The 19,460-nt window shown below is 32.7% G+C and carries 16 protein-coding genes; 2 read left to right on the top strand and 14 right to left on the bottom strand.

Annotation, left to right across the window (positions count from 1 at the left end):
• Positions 1–3: 3 nt before the first annotated feature.
• On the top strand, positions 4–417 hold the full coding sequence (locus PQ463_RS06245) for a nuclear transport factor 2 family protein (RefSeq protein WP_274256827.1): 414 nt from the start codon (positions 4–6) through the stop codon (positions 415–417).
• A gap of 4 nt (positions 418–421) precedes the next feature.
• On the opposite strand, the gene PQ463_RS06240 is transcribed toward PQ463_RS06245, so the two are convergent.
• The 14 genes from PQ463_RS06240 to PQ463_RS06175 all read right to left on the bottom strand — a co-directional run bounded on the left by PQ463_RS06240 (position 422) and on the right by PQ463_RS06175 (position 15,902).
• A complete protein-coding gene (locus tag PQ463_RS06240) occupies positions 422–1,051 on the bottom strand; it encodes an MCP four helix bundle domain-containing protein (RefSeq protein ID WP_274256826.1) in 630 nt (209 codons plus the stop codon).
• A gap of 23 nt (positions 1,052–1,074) precedes the next feature.
• Positions 1,075–1,677, bottom strand: a complete 603-nt coding sequence (locus PQ463_RS06235; RefSeq protein WP_274256825.1) for a hypothetical protein — start codon at positions 1,675–1,677, stop codon at positions 1,075–1,077.
• Between the two features lie 108 nt (positions 1,678–1,785).
• Entirely contained in the window at positions 1,786–2,274 is a 489-nt protein-coding gene (locus PQ463_RS06230) for a hypothetical protein (protein ID WP_274256824.1), read from the bottom strand.
• Between the two features lie 28 nt (positions 2,275–2,302).
• On the bottom strand, positions 2,303–4,027 hold the full coding sequence (locus PQ463_RS06225) for a sodium:solute symporter family protein (RefSeq protein ID WP_274256823.1): 1,725 nt from the start codon (positions 4,025–4,027) through the stop codon (positions 2,303–2,305).
• Between the two features lie 115 nt (positions 4,028–4,142).
• The gene (locus PQ463_RS06220; protein ID WP_274256822.1) at positions 4,143–6,674 is read right to left on the bottom strand and encodes a PIG-L family deacetylase; all 2,532 of its coding nucleotides are present in this window, start codon (positions 6,672–6,674) and stop codon (positions 4,143–4,145) included.
• 170 nt (positions 6,675–6,844) lie between these two features.
• Positions 6,845–8,470: an LVIVD repeat-containing protein gene (locus PQ463_RS06215; protein WP_274256821.1), complete on the bottom strand. Its 1,626-nt coding sequence runs from the start codon at positions 8,468–8,470 to the stop codon at positions 6,845–6,847.
• Between the two features lie 207 nt (positions 8,471–8,677).
• Positions 8,678–9,196 (bottom strand): hypothetical protein, encoded by a 519-nt coding sequence (locus PQ463_RS06210; RefSeq protein ID WP_274256820.1) that lies wholly within the window; start codon positions 9,194–9,196, stop codon positions 8,678–8,680.
• A 190-nt stretch (positions 9,197–9,386) separates the two neighbouring features.
• Complete coding sequence (locus PQ463_RS06205; protein WP_274256819.1) at positions 9,387–11,219, bottom strand: BamA/TamA family outer membrane protein; 1,833 nt, start codon at positions 11,217–11,219, stop codon at positions 9,387–9,389.
• Between the two features lie 80 nt (positions 11,220–11,299).
• The gene (locus tag PQ463_RS06200; RefSeq protein WP_274256818.1) at positions 11,300–12,400 is read right to left on the bottom strand and encodes an AI-2E family transporter; all 1,101 of its coding nucleotides are present in this window, start codon (positions 12,398–12,400) and stop codon (positions 11,300–11,302) included.
• Between the two features lie 102 nt (positions 12,401–12,502).
• Entirely contained in the window at positions 12,503–13,033 is a 531-nt protein-coding gene (locus PQ463_RS06195; protein ID WP_274256817.1) for a mechanosensitive ion channel domain-containing protein, read from the bottom strand.
• A 10-nt stretch (positions 13,034–13,043) separates the two neighbouring features.
• On the bottom strand, positions 13,044–13,628 hold the full coding sequence (locus tag PQ463_RS06190; protein WP_274256816.1) for a Maf-like protein: 585 nt from the start codon (positions 13,626–13,628) through the stop codon (positions 13,044–13,046).
• Entirely contained in the window at positions 13,621–14,547 is a 927-nt protein-coding gene (locus PQ463_RS06185; RefSeq protein ID WP_274256815.1) for a geranylgeranylglycerol-phosphate geranylgeranyltransferase, read from the bottom strand. Before PQ463_RS06185 ends, PQ463_RS06190 begins: the two co-directional genes overlap by 8 nt.
• Before the next feature lie 82 nt (positions 14,548–14,629).
• Positions 14,630–15,157: a KdsC family phosphatase gene (locus PQ463_RS06180; RefSeq protein WP_111376359.1), complete on the bottom strand. Its 528-nt coding sequence runs from the start codon at positions 15,155–15,157 to the stop codon at positions 14,630–14,632.
• Positions 15,141–15,902: a Rossmann-like and DUF2520 domain-containing protein gene (locus tag PQ463_RS06175; protein WP_274256814.1), complete on the bottom strand. Its 762-nt coding sequence runs from the start codon at positions 15,900–15,902 to the stop codon at positions 15,141–15,143. The genes PQ463_RS06180 and PQ463_RS06175 overlap by 17 nt, the downstream gene beginning before the upstream one ends.
• A 288-nt stretch (positions 15,903–16,190) precedes the next feature.
• Here PQ463_RS06175 and PQ463_RS06170 point away from each other — a divergent pair, with 288 nt between their 5' ends.
• Entirely contained in the window at positions 16,191–19,406 is a 3,216-nt protein-coding gene (locus PQ463_RS06170) for a cytochrome c biogenesis protein CcsA (RefSeq protein WP_274256813.1), read from the top strand.
• Positions 19,407–19,460 lie beyond the last annotated feature (54 nt).

The following is a 19,460-nucleotide window of genomic DNA, read 5'->3' as shown; positions in this document are numbered from 1 at the left end:
ATTATGGAACAGAAATTGCCATTGCCACCTTTCTCGTATGAAACAGCAATAGAAAAAATTCTATTAGCAGAAGATGCGTGGAATAGTCAGGATCCTGAAAGGGTTTCAAAAGCGTACACGATAGACAGTGAATGGAGAAATAGAGATAAGTTTATAAATGGACGTGATGAAATCATTCTTTTTTTAACCGAAAAATGGAAAAAAGAGAAAAATTATAAATTAAAAAAGGAGTATTGGGCTCATACCGAAAACAGAATTGCTGTTCGATTTGAGTACGAATACCAGGATGTTAATGGAAACTGGTTTAGAGCTTACGGAAATGAAAACTGGGAGTTTGATGCAAATGGATTAATGCAGAAAAGATTTGCCAGTATAAATGATTTTCTGATCTCAGAAGAAACTAGGAAATTTAAATAAAAAACTAATTCATACTAGGCGGTTCTGGAATCTTAATTTTTTGCTTGATTTTCTTTACAATCAAAAGATAAAACGTAATTCCTCCTAAAATAATAAGAAGCGCAATCTGGAGCTGGCCTAGTACATTGTTTCTGTTATACATTGCATTTGCAGCGGCAAGTTTTGCTTTTCCTTCTTCAATTTGAATTTGCGAAAGGGATTCAAGGGTTTTTAAAGCTTTCTCGCTAGAAATGGCAATTTTATCCCAGTTTTTACTTTCAACCTGTTTGTTTATTTCTTTGCAGGAAAGCAAAAAAATATCAAAATACTGTTTCTCTTTGTTTGTTAAAACTGTTTTAGCGTACAAATCGTCGATATCATGAATAATATCAAGAGTATGAATAATTTCATTTTTCTTGATGTTGTCGCTCAAATTTAATTTTTCAGCTTCAGCTTTTATAAAATGAAGTTCTTTTGAGTATTGAAAAATATAATGCGCCACAACTAATCGGTCTTTGTAAATCGCATTGATATTATCATTTACGTTTTTGGAGTTTCGGAGCGTGTTAAAGTTCCCAAGCAGAATTATAAGCATTACTATTAATAGAATAAAAGCAGCTTTTGTTTTATTGCTGTATTTTTTTTGATCTTTCATAGTGTTTTTTGGAAACTAAAATTTTAATCAATCATTTTGTTTTCGACCAATGCAATGTTCTTTATGGAGGCTAAAGGAGTAATTTTTATTCTTTTGTCTCCTTTAACAAGATAGAAATAGTACAAGCTATTATTTCCAATAATAAAAACATTTTTAGATTCACCTTCATTAAAATCAAGTTGATAGCTATAATCCAATCTGTTTTCTTTTAGCTTTTTCGTAGTAAAATAGCCTCCAGCGAATCCGTAACCTAAAAAAAAGGATAATAAAAAAACTACGAGAGATTTTATGGCAATGCCATTATAGTAGCTTTTAGTTTCTTGTGGTGATAATTCATCTGTTGATTTTAATTCAAAAGATCGTTTCACAAATGCCGAATCTTTATTCTTAGCCAAGAAGGAAGGAAGATAAAAATGGGCCAAAAAAAGTAAAATTATTGCACCCAGAATAATAGGGTTTGAAGTAAATTCAGCAATTGGACTAATTAATATATCCATTATTGTAGAATACCTCAATATATTAATTCCGAATTGGTAATAGAATATACTATCTTTTAATATTCCCATTAAAATTAGAAATAGATATCCAAATGGCAATAGCTTTTCTAAATCGTCAGAAATCTTCATTTCTCCAGTTTAAGATTAGTTTAGTTTTATGGTCAGTCTTACAACTTACTAAAATAGTCTTTTTTACTTACAAAAAAAGAAGAATTGTATTGGAATGAGATTGTTTTCCTATTTTATAAATTTTGTGAAGGAAGTAAAAAAGTCTTTCAGTGAAAATATAAAATTATTATGCTGCCTAAATTTTTCTCCTTCAACATAATGTAAAGGAAAATTAGGACCTTTTATTCCGAAAGGTCCAGAACCATTTCTGTTATAATAATATTCATCCTTATTGTCAGTATACCTTCCTGCACAGAGCAGATTAAATGTTGTACTTTTTTTACTTGATTTTAAAACTCTAATATCAATCCAAACGGGAACTTTATTTTTTCGATATAGTAAGTCAACAACTTCCGTGTCCGTCAAATCCAGTTTTATTGTTCCTTGATCTTCTGGGTACAGATCAAATTGTGTTAGACTAGGATCATCTGTACTTACACTAAGAATGACATTGTATTTAAAATCTGTCTCTAATTTATCCTTGACATATCGTTCAGCAAATTTTAAAGCTATTATGCTTGCTCCTTGCAAATGAAATAAAAATTCTTCTTTTGTCATTTTATAAAAGTATAGATTTTCTAAAAATCTATTCGATTACTAACTCGTTATTGTCTGATTTCCCTCTGAAAAACAAAAATTGAAGTAAAACCGCCAATACAATTGTCAAAATTGCTCCAATAAAATTCAGCCATAAATACCCTAATTTTTCCTGACTGTAAATCATGAAATAGTAAATTACAAAAATGGTTAGCTGACTAATAATGGCGCTAATAAACATGGGTTTTGCTTGAACTTTTTTAGTGTAAAAACCAACAAGGAAGATTCCTAAAACGGTTCCGTAAAAGATAGATCCAATAATGTTTACAAGCTGAATTAAATTTTCAAACAATGTTCCAACGCAAGCAAAAAGTATTGCTATAACTCCCCAGAAAAGAGTGAAAAACTTAGTGACATGCAAATAATGTTTCTCTGATTTTTCTTCTTTCTGATTTCGTTTGTAAATATCAATTGCTGTCGTAGAAGCCAAAGCTGTTAATCCTGAAGCGGTAGAAGACATAGCAGCCGAAAGAATAACGGCCAATAACAATCCTATTAGGCCTTTTGGTAAGTAATGCAGAATGAAATGAAAGAATACATAATCTTTATCATTAGTTTCAGAATTACTGTCTGCTCTCGAAATGATTTCTTTGGCTTTATCGCGTAGATCTTTTTCTTTATTTGATAATGCAACCAATTCTTTACGCAAAATTGGATTGTCATAATCTTGATTCAGCTGATCGATATATAATAAGTTTATTACTTTTTTATCTTCTGAAAGCTTTACCAATTTTTCTTCTAAGACATGATATTCCTGTTTGTAAGGAGACTTCTCAATTGCAATTTTATTATTCGGATTAAAATTTAAAGGCACTGGATTGAATTGAAAAAAAACAAAAACCATAACTCCTGTCAAAAGAATAAAAAACTGCATTGGCACTTTAAGCAATCCATTCATAATTAATCCCATTTGGCTTTCACGAACCGATTTTCCAGATAAATAACGTCCAACTTGAGACTGGTCTGTACCAAAATAGGCTAGAGCAAGGAAGAAACCTCCTGTAATACCGCTCCAGAAAGTATATTTTTCTTCGGGATCAAAAGAAAAATCAACAATATTCATTTTATCATTAGCGCCTGCAATATGTAGCGCGCTGTTGAAAGTCATATCGTTTGGAAGATAATGCAGTATCAAGAAAAACGTGATAAACATTCCAGACATGATAACGAACATCTGCTGTTTTTGCGTAACGTTAACTGCTTTTGTACCACCAGAAAAAGTGTAGATAATTACCATAACTCCGATAATGATGTTCATTCCGGTTAAGTTCCATCCCAAAAGTGCAGACAAAATAATAGCTGGTGCATAAATGGTTAAACCAGTTCCTAGACCTCTTTGCACTAAAAATAAAATAGCAGCAAGTGAACGTGTTTTGACATCAAATCTTCGTTCTAAAAATTCGTATGCAGTAAAAACTTTACTTTTATGATAAAGTGGAATAAAAGTCAAACAAATGACAATCATGGCAATTGGCAAACCAAAATAAAACTGAACAAAACCCATTCCGTCGTGATATGCTTGTCCAGGTGTAGATAAGAACGTAATTGCGCTGGCTTGTGTCGCCATTACAGAAAGCCCTACAGTATACCAAGGTGTTTCATTGTTTCCTAAAATGAAATCTTCAACGTTTTTACTCCCTCGGGTTTTCCAAGAGCCATATCCAACAATAAATAATAGTGTTACAATAAGTACGATCCAGTCAAATAGCTGCATAGGTTATGAGTATAATTGCATGATTAAAAGAAAAATAGCTATGTAAATCGCATTAACGATCAAGACGTAAGTGTAGCTTTTTTTCCATTTTTTTGTCTTTTTGGCTTCCATATTTTTACTGCTTTAAATCTTGTTTTGGAGCTTCAATTGGCTGTTTTAGAGAAATAATATTAGATAATAATCTATATGCTCCAGAAACACCTTCTGGTAATTCTCTAAAGAAGCTTAAACCAGTGTAAATATAATATCCTTTTCCGTATGGAGCGACCAATAAAGCGCCATCTTTTGCAGATTCTCCTTTGTCATGTGATGAAATAATAGGAGTGAAGGCAGGATCATATTCATTTGGATAATACAAACCTTGCTCTTGTGTCCAACCTTGAAAATCTTTTTCAGAGATTTTATTTGGCGTATTTAAAACAGGATGATTTGGCGCTAAGAATGTAATTTTAGCATTTTCTTCTGTCACACGGTCATTTGATAATTTTAGCGAATATGGTGCAATTTTATCCGTAACCAGTTTTCCGTTTGTATTGTATTGAACAATCATATTTTTACCGCTTTTAACAAAATTGAAAAGTATATTTTGTTTGTTTGCTAAAGCATTCACAGTATTATAGGCACGGACTCCTGTAATTACAGTGTTGAAAGAATCTAGTTTTTGAGGCGTAATTTCTTCTGGTTTTAAGATAGAAACTTTATATCCCATTTGAGTTAAACTTTCTGGAACTTCATCTCCAGCACCCATAATGTAAGCAATGGCATCTCCAGAAATTTTCAAATCAATTCTAATGCATTTTGATTCCGCTGGTTTCAGAACCATTTGTTTGGTAATATGAGGAAAATCAATAATCGTTTGGTCTTTGTCAAAACGTTTGTTGTCAACAATTGCTACACTTTTTGCAGTAACTTCTTCTGGATTTACAGGAGGAGTTACTTCAAAATAAAAGATTTGTTCTGTACCTTTTTTATCCAAAGTAAACGGAATTTCTTTTGGTGAAACCGTCCAGCTTTTTGGTAATTCTAATTGTAGGTTTCCTTTCACATCATCTTTTCCTGCACGAACTTTTACTGGAACCATTTTACTTTTTGTATTTCCAAAAATTAAAACTCTTTCTGAGATTGAAGTTGTAACTTCTGGCACAATATCAAGAAAATTATACATTTCGCCTTTTACGCCATCATTGTATTTATATACAACAGTACGCTCAAACGGAATTTCGACATCGTTGATTTTTACGTTAAAAATTACTTTTGTGTCTCGTATAATATCTGGAATACCAATGTTTTCTTGATTAGAAACCGTGTACATTCCAACTGTAGCTTTTTCTTTTAGCCAATAAGGCTGCGTATATTCAATATCGTTAGGAAGCTGTAATTGCAGATTGATCTTTTGATCGTTATTGTTTTTTAAAACGCTGTTTTGAGTTGTCGTTTTATTATCTGGAAGCGTGGTTACACTAACTAACTGCATATCAACAGAACATCTATTTATAGCTTCAAGACTTAATTTAATAGTGCTTCCTGGTGTAGCTTCTTGTTCATTGGCAACGGCTTCAAGATATAAACCAGAACAAGATGCGATAATGTTTTTTATGGCTGCCGATTTAATCTCTTTCCAATGCGTATCGTCTAAAGCTTGGATCATGGCGTAAACTTTAACTAAATCTGGAATACTGGCAGAAGGATGGCTGAAATCGTATTTTGAAATGATTGATGAAATTAAATCGCCAACTGGTTTTCCGTTTTTAACGCGGTTCCAGCTTGTATCTATTCCGTCAAATAAATTATCGCGTTCTTTTGGAGTTTCTCCATTTATAAGTTCCAAATATTCAGTTTCTTCACCTCGAACACCCGTACTTCCAAAACCTTGCGATTGGTGACGGCTTCGGCTTAAAGCTGCGATTTCTTGATTCGATTTTCCGATTCCCGTGTAGTAAACACCTGTTTCTAGCTTTGTAAATTTAGATTTGTTTGCGGCATCAAATTTTTCTTGACTTCCGTAAAACCACCAAGACGGATTAAAGAATTGTCGTTTTACCTGCCAAGGTGAGACATATTTTAATTGTTCAGGATAAACTTTAGGATCGTTTGTCAATTTAAAACTTTCAACGCTAAGCATTGCAGATGAAGTATGATGCCCGTGTGTTGTGCCTGGCGAACGGTGATCAAAACGATTGATGATAATGTCTGGTTGGAATTTTCGTATTGTCCAAACCACATCGGCAAGGACTTTGTTTTTGTCCCAAATGTCTAAAGTTTCGTCTGGATTTTTTGAAAAACCAAAATCATTTGCTCTAGAAAAGAATTGTTCTCCTCCGTCAATTTTTCGCGCTTCAATTAATTCTTGTGTTCTTATAACACCAAGTAGTTCACGCAATTGAGGACCGATTAAGTTTTGTCCTCCATCACCGCGAGTCAATGACAAATAGCCTGTTCTAGCATTCATATCATTGGCTAAATACGAAATCATTCTGGTATTTTCATCGTCAGGATGTGCGGCAACATACAATACAGAACCTAAAAAGTTTAACTTCTTGATTTGATTGTAAATTTCAACTGAATTTGGTTTTTGTGGCTGCTGTGCAAATGAAACCTGAAAACCGATAAAAAATAAAAGAAAGATCTGGATCTGTATTTTTCGCATGGTAAATGTTAGGTATTTTTTGAAATCATTCCAAAAATAGTAATTATTTCATGTAAGATTATTTAAATGAATTGTTAACGCTCAATAATTATACCTTTCTTTAAATAGAAACAACAAAAAAAGCTGTTAGAAACCAATCTAACAGCTTTTCTATAAGGGTTTTGAAAAATTTACTTCAATTTATTTTCAGTGTCTTTGTAAGTTCCTGTAATGGTTACATTGCTTCCTTTGGTAACTTTTCCATAGATGGTTATAGAAGAATTATTTCCAATGAAATTAATTTTAGCACCACTATTTAATCTCAAATCTCCCCAGATTACAACAGAACCTTCAATCTGTAAAAGAGCATTATTATTGATAATTAACTCCGTAGGATTTGATTGCTGATATTTTCCTTGTGATAAACTCCCTGTCATATTAAAAGTACCACCACTGTTTAAAATCAGGCCATTTTGAATTGCAATAGAACCACAATGCGTTAAAACAGCACCAGAATTAATAATTGCCGAATTAATAGCAGTTGCTCCTTGGTATGATTTTATATCATTAGAATTCAAAATCAAATCTTTACCTTGATTGTAGACAATATAAGAAGTACAATTTGCAAAAGTGGTATTTGGTTTTTCCATTTTAATGATTTTCAAACCGCCTGTACCGCTCGCCACATAAATATAATTACCGCTTGATTTTACATAGTTTGATGAACCAGCAATTCCAACAGAACCTAACAAATTAAGCTGTGTTGCAGATTGATAAACGTTTAAGCCAAGAGCGCCGTTTGCCACAAAAGCATAACCATCATTAAAAGAAACTGCATTTGTTACATTGTCTTCTCCAGCTGTTGCAATGGCAATGCTTTGCAATTTAGATCCGCTGTTAATGTCGTATACACCAAGACCATTTGCCCCTTCAGAAACAAAAAGTTTTGATCCGTCAATATCCATTGTTCTTTTTGCACCGCTAATATCAGTAGAAGTTGTAAAGCTTTTTTGCAAAGCAAGAGTTGACTGATTGTAAATATTAACGCCCTTTGTTCCGCTTAACGTTACCACTTTGTCATTTGTTAAAGCGATAGAACGTAAGTCGGCTACAGCTGTTTTTCCAGTAATTTCTTTAGTTGAACTGCTTAGTTTGAATAAACTTCCGTTATCTCCAGTTACAGCAAAATAATTAGAAGTATTTGCTGCCACATCTGTTGTAACTCTATTCTCTAAATAATTGGTTTTTAATTTATCTGTAAGCAACCCAGAGCTTAATTCCATGTTAAGAACAATAGCAGGATTTGTAGAAAGAAGCGGATCTTTGTCTACATCTTTCGCAGCTCCGATAATTAAGTTTGAACCAGAAAAAGTAAGAGACGTAATATCAGTATTTGGAATTAAAGCAGACGTAACCAATTTTGGTTTGTAAGGATCTGAAACATCAATCACATCAATAGCTCCAGAATAGGCATCGCCTCTCATAATATAAGAAACATAAGCATAATTTCCGTTTACTGTAACATGGCTGGCTTGTAGTGTTCTTCCGTTAGCATCAACAGGAGGTTTAACTTCTGCAATTTGAACTAAAGGAAAAGAAGTGTTGGCTGTCTCTGCAGATTTTCCTGCCAAAGAACCATTTTCGATCGAAATTACCCCTGAATTAGTTAAGTCAAGTCTTTGATTTAAAGCAGATTGATCTGAGGTAATAGTAATGTTATTTGACGATTGTCCATCGTTTTTGTTGTCATTGTTATCGTCACATCCTATTAACAGTGACATTGCTAAAAATGAAAGCAAATAAACATTCTTTTTCATAAATTTCTTTTTTGGATTTTAAAATTCGGCGCAAATATATATCATAATCACATTAAACAAAGGTTAATTTTAGTAAAACAAGTTGTTTTTCAGTGATTTATATACGAATTACAGTTTTTTAACAAAAGTTCAAAATTAAATTGCCACAAAAAAAGAGAGTATCATTTATTTGATACTCTCTTGTGTTGATTGCTAATAATTTAGTATTTATCTTCTTCCGTGTCCATGTCCATGTCCGTGACCGTGATCGTCATCGTGGTCATCGCGATCGTGTTTGTTATGATGCTTATCATAGTGTTTATCATAACGTTTGTAATCTCTTCTATCGTCATAACCATATACTGGTCTCGGTCTGTATGGTCTTTGTGGAGCTCCATAATATCCTTTATAGTATTTTACTCTATGACGGTCAAAGTATGTATAAGGCGCTCTTCCATGATAGTCTGTCAAAACTACTTTATAACCTCCGTACAAATCATAGTTTCTATATTGTCTAGGTAAGTAAGTTGTTCTTACCCATCTTCCTCCTCCGAAATAGATAAATTGAGCAGCACGAACATCGTAGTAAGCTTCAATATCTGGCAGATAATAGTATTCCATATCTGTATATCCCACTGGACCCCAAGCTGGTGGATTTCCAATATTTACGTTTATCGATACTTGGGCTTGTGTGGCGTTTGCAACCAGTAGAAATAATCCGGCGATTGCTAATTTTATCGTTTTCATCTTTTTTGTTTTTTTTAAATGTTAATCTTGAATAGGGATATTCATATACTGTGCCAAAAAAAATGTTACGATGTATTTTGTCGGATAAAAATGCATTTCGTCGAATAAATTAAAAGCATCAATAGCTTTAATTCGTTGATATTTAGAGTTTTTAGTGCTTTTAAAAATTTCTTAAAAAAAATAAAAAAAATTACTTGTAATTAACCACTCTAGGTTTTGCCAACTCAAAACTCTGCAATCCATAATCGGTAGTTTCAAAAGTATTTGTCTTGAAAACATTATCTCCCTGTTGCGGAATACTCGGATAATAAGAAAGTGAAAGCTGAAATGAACTGAAAACCAAATAGTCATTGCTAATTAATAATCCTACAGTAAGTTTAGAATAAGGTTTGCTTTTTGTCATTGCCATTTCTGGACTTCCTAGTACTGCAATTGAATAATTAAAAAATGGGTTTAAACGAAATCCAAGTAAAGAGTGCGGCGAATATGTTTGTGTCTGCAATGATAAAAGTGCTTTACTTGTTCCGTACAAATAACTGTTGAATCCTGGAATTCCGTTTTCTTCATTTATATTTAACTGATCTCCAATAATATCATCTCGATTTATTCCAATTACAACTTTCGGATTTATAAATTGTCTAAGTTTCCAATTTCCTATGCTGAATAATTTCGTAAAATAATTAGATTCAAACAGAAATGAAGTTTGATAGGTCTTGGATTGATGAAAAAAAGTTCCAGCTTCAAAATTCATACTTAGAAAACCTAAGCGATAATAATTTCCAAAAGAAAATTGAGCACCAACATAAGGCCTCCAAAAAGTATTTTTATACTGATAGCCAAAAGTTACACCGTATATTCTTCCTATAGGGACGTCTTCTGTCTGCCCATTTCGAAAAATATAGCTGTCTTTGATAAATTTTCGCGTATTCAGTCCGATTCCGCTGAGAATTAGTTTTTCTGAAGAATAAAAATGATTCGGATCGTAAATCTCAGAAGGCGATTCGCTATAATTTACATTCAAAAAGCGCGCTGTTGTAATCAAATTGGTTATGGCATGATTGCTGTCTTCATACATTTTAAAAGCTCGTCCAGCCCAAACGTCTTGCGAAGTGTACTTTTTAGGCTGATAAGCAAATGTAGAATCGGGTGCTTGTAATGTATCCTTTCTAAAACTTTCATCAATATAAAATCCACCAGCCCATTTAGTCAAAGGAGAGTAGAAGTCTCGCTCAATATCTATACTTTTAATATAGTTATTATCCAAATCCATATTGTAATGAAACACAGTACCGATGTAAGTATTTTTAATATTTGGGATCGTGTATGTTGCCTCATTGGCATTTCGTCCATCATCAAAACGATTGGTAAAACGATATTCTAATTGCTGTCCAGTTCCAAAAAAGTCTTTTTCTTTAAAACCAATCGACATCTGGCTGCTAGAAATCGAAAATCTCGGAATGGTACTCCAAGAATCTAAAACCCGAATGGTAACATCTACAGAATCTGAAGCTTGTCCCACCGATTGATTCGAAATTCTAACCGCTGTAACATATCGTTGGGCACGAATTAAACGCTCAGATTCCAATACTTTATAGGTGTTGTAAGGCGTATTTTTCTTAAAAAGCAATAAATTATAGATAGCTATTTTTTTTGTTTTTAAGTGAAGTCTATTACCCATTCTTTCTCCCCAGTTTTTGGGAATCTGAGTGGTATCGGCAACAGAATGACCAAACGGATCTAAAGTAATAATATTGATCTTTCGAATAATTTTTCCATCGTAATTTGTAGAATCAAGCGGTACAAGCAGTTCGTCTTTTTTCTTTGGCTTTTTAGATCTAAAAAACAATTTATGCATTGCCTGCGTAAACTTATTTTTCTTAGAATAATTTCTAATTTTAGTATAGATTTCAGTGGTATCTTTCTCTTTTTTGGGCTCTTTTTTATTTTGATCTACCTGAGCATATCCGCTTTGTAAAAAAAAGCAAAACAAAATAAAAAACAGTATTTTGTAGTTTAAAGACATTCGGTAATTTTCTTCTAATATTTTTTTAAGTTTTATGAATTTAAGGAATAAATAAATACTATGCTAGCATAACGCTTTTTTTAATTTTCTGTTGTAATTTTTCTCTTTCTCCAGACAAATTTTCTTGGAACGTGATTTCCCATGAGATAACCCCAAGCGGAAAGAGAATCAATTCGGTCAAAAATAATTTTTAAAATTGCTAAAAGAGGAATGGCTAAAAACATTCCGGCAATTCCGGCAGCGGCTCCTCCCACAATAATGCCCATGATTGAAACAAAGGCATTTATTTCTACTTTAGAATTTATAATTAAAGGCACAAGCAAATTATTATCGATAAACTGAACAATAATATTTACAATAAGAATTCCGAGAATTACAGATATTTCTCCAGATCCTGTTAGCGATGCTAGAACCGTAATTACTCCAGCAATAAAAATTCCGATATAAGGAATCAAATTCAAAATTCCGGTTATTAATCCGAGAAGGATAAAATATTTTACGCCAATAATCCACAAACCCAGACTAGTTAATACCGAAACTACAATCATTTCGATAATTAAGCTTACTATGTAATTATTGATCGAAACTTTTATCTGAGATAATATATCTTGCAGAACAGCATGATTTTCTTGTTTGATTAGTTTCGCAAAAAACAATTTAAAATGCTCTTTGTAAATTAGAAACAGAAACGTGTAAATAATCATAATGGTACTATCCAGAAGAACATCGCTTATCGAAATTATAAACGAGCCTAATTTTGCCTGACCCGTTTTAACCGAATCTTTGGTAACCGAATCTAGATATTTTTTTTGCTCACCAATACTTACCTGAAAATTTTCTCTTATAAATTTATGGATTTCAATAATAAAGGAGTTGGCGTTTTTCTTTATAGTTTCAAAATCATTTGCTATGTAAGTGACTTGGTAAGAGATAAAAACTAAGATTCCGACAATGCAAGATATAAAAAGGACGAGACAAACAATTGCAGCGAGATGTCTTGGGAACTTACATTTTGTATTTAAAAAAGTAAAAATCGGAAGCAATAAAACAGCAAATAAGAATGCCATTAGAACGGGTGTAAGAATATCTTTTCCGATGCAAAAAATAAATGCAAAACAGATTAAAATAACAAGAATAAAGGAAAGTTTTGCATAAAATGGTAATGTTATAGGCCGAGTCATTTTTATTTTTATTTAGCTGAATTTATATAACAAATATTACGATTTATTTGTCTTTTTACGTTCTAGCTTTTCTCGTACCCGTTATAAAATTCCCATTATATTTTAGTCGAAAAATTCACGCTCTTCATACTTTGCAGGAATAATAGAAATTCCTTTCTGAAGTAATAGATTATTTGGGAAAACAATTTTCTCTCCTTCCTTTGTTTTTAAACTTACATGAAAGGTGTTAATGTCTTCGATTTCGGCTTCGATTGGAAAATCTTTGTCATGAATTTTAATGGTGTCTCCAATTCTAAAAGGAAAAGAAAAGAATAAAACCATTCCAGAAGTAATATTGCTCAAAATAGACCATTGAGCAAACATCGCAACTCCAATTACAGTGGCAATAGAAGAAATTGTAATAAAAATATCTTCGGTTTGAACGCCCCAAATTAGAATCAAAGTTGTGACTACAAGTATATTCATTAAAATATTAATATACTTAATAACCAAATTGGTACGATGTTCAAATAATTGGCTTGTAGCAGCAAAACGTCGTATTAATTTTGCAATTACGATACGAAGCACAATCAAAACACCAACAAGAATGATTGTGGTTATTATTTCTCGGCTATACTCTTTAAAAGAAAACATAAATAAATTTTTACACTAATGTAGTCAAAAATTCATAAACTTTTGCTGTCGGAAGTCCCATTACATTGGTATAAGAGCCTTCTACTTTTGCAACTGCCATAAAACCAAACCATTCCTGTATGCCATAAGCACCAGCTTTATCATAAGGTTTGTAATTTTCGATATAGTACAAAATAGCTTCGTCTGACAGATCGTTAAAAGTTACTTTAGTAATATCATGCAAAAGAGTAGAAGAGTGGGCTGTTTTAAAGCAAACCGAAGTAATTACCTCATGCGTTGCATTAGACATTGATTTTATCATAGCAAAAGCTTCTTCGGCATTTTTTGGTTTTCCTAAAGCTTTATTCTCATGCCATACAATAGTATCGCTTGTCACTAGAATTTCATTCTCTTTCAGTTCGCCTTCAAAAGCATTCGCCTTTAATTCAGCAAGATAATCGGTAATTTCTGCGGCCTTTAATTCTGGCGGATAGATTTCCTCAACGTCTTTTAAACGAATTTCAAAATCAAGATCCAAATCCTTAAAAAACTGCTGTCTGCGAGGCGAACCCGAAGCTAAAATGATTTTATATTTTTTTAATTTTTCTTTAAGCATTGTATTTGATATTTAAGGCAATAACCAAGATTGATAAAATTCCGAAGAACAAAATAAGTTTTAGAATACTGCTTAAATGATGAAATTCCTTTTGAGATTTTGCACTAAATATTTTGACAATAAAATATAGTAAAGGCGCTAAAACTGTTGCAAAAGCATAAAATACAGCAATATAAAGCTTATTTTGCATGAAATAAGTATTGCAATACAATCCAGATAGAATGAAGGCAATAACGGCAAAACCTAAAGCTATTTTTGCAGCTCGGTTAACTCCAATTGCAACTGGTAATGTGTTCATTCCCATATTATAATCGCCATTGACATCTTCAATATCTTTTACAATTTCGCGAATGAAATTAATCATAAAAGCAAATAAAGCATAATCTATTAAAATAGAAAAAAGACTTGCCATTTGCGCTTGGTTTTCGCCTGTTGTAGCAGGAAAAAGGTCAAAAACTCCAATAATTAAAACGCTCACAGCCAAAAGCAATGCGACAACAAAATTGCCTAAAATCATAATTTGTTTTAGCGTTGTTGCATAAAAATATAGCAACGATGCAATTAAAATAAAAAGCGAAGCAAAAGTTGGCCTCATGATAATATTCGATAGAATAAAACCAAGGGCAACACCAGAAATATTCAGACCAATATAAATATTGTAGGCCATAGTTTCTGTAATTCCTTTTCCGACTACTACATCATTTGGTTTGTTGATGCTGTCGGTTCCTACATCGTAAATGTTATTGATAACGTAACCTGCAGCAGCCAATAAAACAGTGCTTAATACAAGTAATCCGTATTGCCAATCTGATAATGCCAGCGGAATCTCTTGCTGTTTTAAAAAGGCATAACGAAAAAGCAGCTGCATAAAAGCAAGCATTAAAAGGTTTTTATAACGAATGAGTTTGAGGAATTTCATTTTTTTAAGATTCTGAGGGGCTAAGATGCTAAGGTTCTAAGTTTTTTAATTAACAATTTATAATTAACAATTCACAATTAAATTAATCATGTTGTCCGTTAAAGTATTCCATCCATTTCCCTTGCACTTTCATCACTTGCTCGATAACGTCTCTTGCAGCGCCACGCCCGCCTTTTACGTGTGAAATATAGCGGCAGATATTCTTAATTTCTGGACTTGCATCTTGAGGACAAGTAGGAAGTCCAACTAATTTCATCACGTGAAAATCTGGAATATCGTCTCCCATATATAGCACATTTTCAGGTTTAATATTATGAGTTTCGGTATAAGCTTTAAAAGTTTTTACTTTATCTGGAGTTCCTAAATGAATGTCATTAATGCCAAGATTTTGAAGACGAATGCGAACGCCTTCATTGCTTCCGCCAGAAATAATGCAAACATGATAACCACTTTCGATTGCAGCTTTCATTGCAAAACCATCACGAATATTCATCGTTCTTAGCATTTCACCTTCATTGGTTACAAAAACTGAGCTGTCTGTAAGTACGCCGTCTACATCAAAAACGAAGGTTGTGATGTCATTCATTAATTCTTTATAACTTTTTGCCATTATGCTGTATAGATTGTGTTAGGATTTTATAGATATTTTTTTTGTTTTCGTCTTGTAAAAAAGCCAGATGCGAGTCAATTGTATTTGAATCATGGCGAATGGCCGGACCCGTTTGTGCATCAATAGGATCGAGTGTGTTGATTTTATCAGCGGTTTCCTGAATCAATGGTCGTAAAACAGCAAAAGGAACTTGGTTTTCTTCACAGACTTCTTGTCCTATTTGGTACAAGTGATTTGTGAAATTGCTGACAAAAACGGCCGCTACATGAAGTGCTTTTCGCTGTTCTGAACTTATAGAATAAACTGCAGTAGAAATACTTTTAGCAACTGTTTCCAAAAGTTTAAAATCGGCTGTGTTTTCTGCTTCCAAACAGAAAGGTACTATAGAATAATTAATTTCCTTATTCTTAGAAAATGTTTGAAGCGGATAAAAAACTCCACGTCTATTTTTAGGGTTTAAAAGCTCAATTGAAGATGTTCCAGAAGTATGAACCACTAGCTGATTGTTAAACGGAAGCTGTTCTGAAACTTCTGAAATAGCATTGTCTGAAACTGAAATAATATGTAAATCGGTTGGTTCTAATGCTGCAAAATCGGTTACAATCTTTTCAGAATCAATTAAATGGATCAAGGCTTCTTTCTTTCTCGAAAAAACCTGTTTAATTTCAACAATTTTGCTGGCAGAGAAAGCCCTTATCAAATGCTGTGCAACGTTGCCGGAACCAATTATAGTTATCTGAATCATGAAAGCAAAATTAGTATTATTTTTTTAATGAAAGGAGCCTAATCCATATTGATAATGCTTTTTTGAAGTTTTTATTGTCTCGTATTTTCTGTTAGAATTCTAACACTTTTTTTATAAAAGTAATTAATAAAAAAACGCATATTGGTTTTGTAGGTTTTAACTTTCTATATTATCAATTTGTTTGAAAAATAGTCCTTATTTTTGGTTTTTATTAACAAAAGGCGAAGCCTGCTAATCAACATTTTTGAGTACTTTTGTCGCACTTTTATACAATGTAATCCCTAAGAAATGGATAAAAAAATATTCTCTTTTTTGTTTTCTACACGATTAATGGCCGTTCTTTTTTTAACATTTGCAATTGCAATGGGTGTTGGAACTTTTATCGAAAGTAAATACAATACCGATACAGCCAGAATACTAATTTACAATACTTGGTGGTTTGAAGCTATTATGGCCATCTTTGTGCTCAATTTCTTCGGAAATATCAAAAAATACCAACTGCATAAAAAAGAAAAATGGGCAAGTCTTTTATTGCACCTTTCTTTTATTTTTATCCTTTTAGGAGCTTTTATTACACGATATATTAGTTATGAAGGAATGATGCCAATTCGCGAAGGCGCGGCTGAAAACCAAGTTTATTCAGATAAAACCTTTTTAACCATTTTTGCTGATGGTGAATATAAGGGTGAAATGAAAAGAAGAGTCTTTGAAAAAAGTCTTATACTTTCTCCTGTTACGAATAATGATTTCAGCATTTCTGGAAAATTTGACGAGACTCCTTTTGAAGTTACCTATTCGAACTATATCATGGGAGCTAAAGAAGTGGTTAAACCAGATCCAAAAGGAACTTTATACTTGAAATTAGTTGAAGCTGGAGCCGGTGGGCGTGAAGAACATTATCTTAAAGAAGGTGAAGTTCAGAACATTCACAATGTTTTGTTTGCTTTAAATAAGCAGACAGACGGCGCAATAAACATCAATACTACTGGAAAAGAATATACAATTCAGACTCCTTTTGAAGGTGAATTTATGCGAATGGCGGATCAATTTAAAGGAAAAGTTACGAAAGATGATGTACAGCCTTTAATGATGCGTTCGTTATATAGCATTGGAGATATTAGAATTGTATTTCCAGAACCTCCAATGAGAGGAAAAGTGGACTATGAATCTAATAACGACTTTAAAGCAAAATCTCATAGAGATGCTTTGGTAGTAAAAGTAAAAGCTGAAGGACAGGAAAAAGAAGTAATGCTTTTTGGTAATAAAGGACAAGTTGGAGAAGCTAAAACAGTTAAAATTGGCAATATAGAATATTCTTTATTTTTTGGAAGCAAAGCTTATGTTTTGCCATTTAAAATTCGTTTGAACGACTTTATTGCTGAGAAATATCCTGGAACGGAAAAAAGTTATTCTTCATATAAAAGTAAAGTAACTGTTCAAGATTCTACAGAAACTTTTGATGCAGATATTTTTATGAATCACGTTTTGGATTATAAAGGATATCGTTTCTTCCAGTCTTCGTTTGATCCAGACGAAAAAGGAACTGTTTTATCTGTTAACCATGATTTCTGGGGAACTAATATTACTTATTTTGGTTATTATATATTATACATTGGTTTAATGGCTATTATGTTTACTAAACATTCTCGTTTTGGTGATTTGAAGCGTAAGCTTGAGGCTGTTAAAAAGAAAAAAGAAAAACTAATTACGATTTTAGTTTTAATGTTGAGTTTAAGCAGTTTTGCGCAGCAATCACCGCATGTTCACTCACATGATCATGATCACAATCACAGTGCAGATCCAAATGATCATGCGAATCATGTTACTGCACCGCCAAGCAAGAAACAACTAGATTCTTTATTGAATATTTACAAAGCGCCAGAAGCACATGCAGCAAAATTTGGACGTCTGATTATTCAGGATGCTGGGGGTAGAATGAAGCCTATTAATACGTTTTCTTCTGAATTACTTCGTAAGGTAAGTCATGATGACAAATACAACGAAATGAATTCTGATCAGGTATTTTTGTCTATGACGCAATATGCTCAAGTTTGGATTCAGGTTCCTATTATTTATATCAATACAAAAAATGATAGTATCCGTAAAATCATTGGTATCGATTCGAAAGATAAATACGCACCATTTGTAAAATTCTTTGATGAGCAAGGAAATTATAAATTATCTCCATATTTAGATGCAGCTTATAAAGCGGCTAATCCGAATAGTTTTGAGAAAGATTTTGTTGAAACCGATAAAAAAGTAAACTTAATGGAATCGGCATTAAGCGGTAGTATTTTAAGAATCTTCCCAATTCCTAATGATCCAAATCATAAATGGGTTTCTTATCTAGAACGCGAAAGTGCTGGTTTTAAAGGAATGGATTCTACTTACGTGAAACAAATTCTGCCTTTATATTTTAGTGCTTTGAATAACGGTTCTATCACCAAAAACTTTGACACAGCAGATAATTTAGTAGAAAGCATCAATGGCTTTCAAAAGAAATTTGGTGCAAAAGTAAGACCAAGCGAGCAAAAAATTGATGCAGAGATTGCCTATAACAAATATGACGTTTTTCAAAAACTACCATATTGGTATATTACAGCGGCAAGTTTTATGTTCATTTTTATTATTGTCAATATTTTCTTTGAGAAAAAATGGCTTCGTATTACTGTAAATGCCTTCCATATTATTATCGGATTATTGTTTGCGCTTCATACATTAGGGTTAATTGCACGCTGGTATATTTCTGGTCACGCTCCTTGGAGTAATGCGTACGAATCTATTGTATATGTGGCTTGGTCAACCATGTTCTTCGGATTGGCTTTTGATAGAAAATCAAAACTTACAGTAGCTTCATCAGCTTTCGTTACTGCTATGATTTTAATGGCAGCGTACTTAAACTGGATCGATCCAGAAATTGCAAATTTACAGCCGGTTCTTAATTCATATTGGTTAATGATTCACGTAGCAGTTATTGTAGGTAGTTATGGTCCGACTGCATTAGGAATGATTTTAGGTTTTGTATCATTAGTATTGATTTTCTTTACAACTGAGAAAAACAAAGCTAAAATGGAATTGAACATTAAAGAGATAACGTATATCAACGAAATGTCTTTAACAATCGGTCTTATCATGCTGACTATCGGAAACTTCCTTGGAGGACAATGGGCAAACGAAAGCTGGGGACGTTACTGGGGATGGGATCCAAAGGAAACTTGGGCTTTAATCTCGATTATGGTTTATGCATTTGTAATTCACGCTCGTTTTGTTCCTGCATTAAGAGGAAAATGGTTCTTTAACTTAATGAGTATGTATGCTTTTGTTTCTATCTTGTTTACTTATTATGGAGTAAACTTCCACTTAGTAGGTTTACACTCTTACGCAAGTGGCGAAGCACATTCATTAAACTGGATTTATTACTGCTTGATTACAATTTCTATAATTGGAGCTATAACATATCCAAAGTATCGAAAATACTATAAAACAAAAAAAGTGAAGAAATAGATAATTTGAAATAATTATTAATTCATAAAACGGCTCAACATCATGTTGGGCCGT

The organism is Flavobacterium sp. KACC 22763 (assembly GCF_028736155.1).
Lineage (GTDB): Bacteria > Bacteroidota > Bacteroidia > Flavobacteriales > Flavobacteriaceae > Flavobacterium.
Note: the sequence above shows the minus strand (reverse complement) of the source record. Positions and strands in the feature narration are given on the sequence as shown.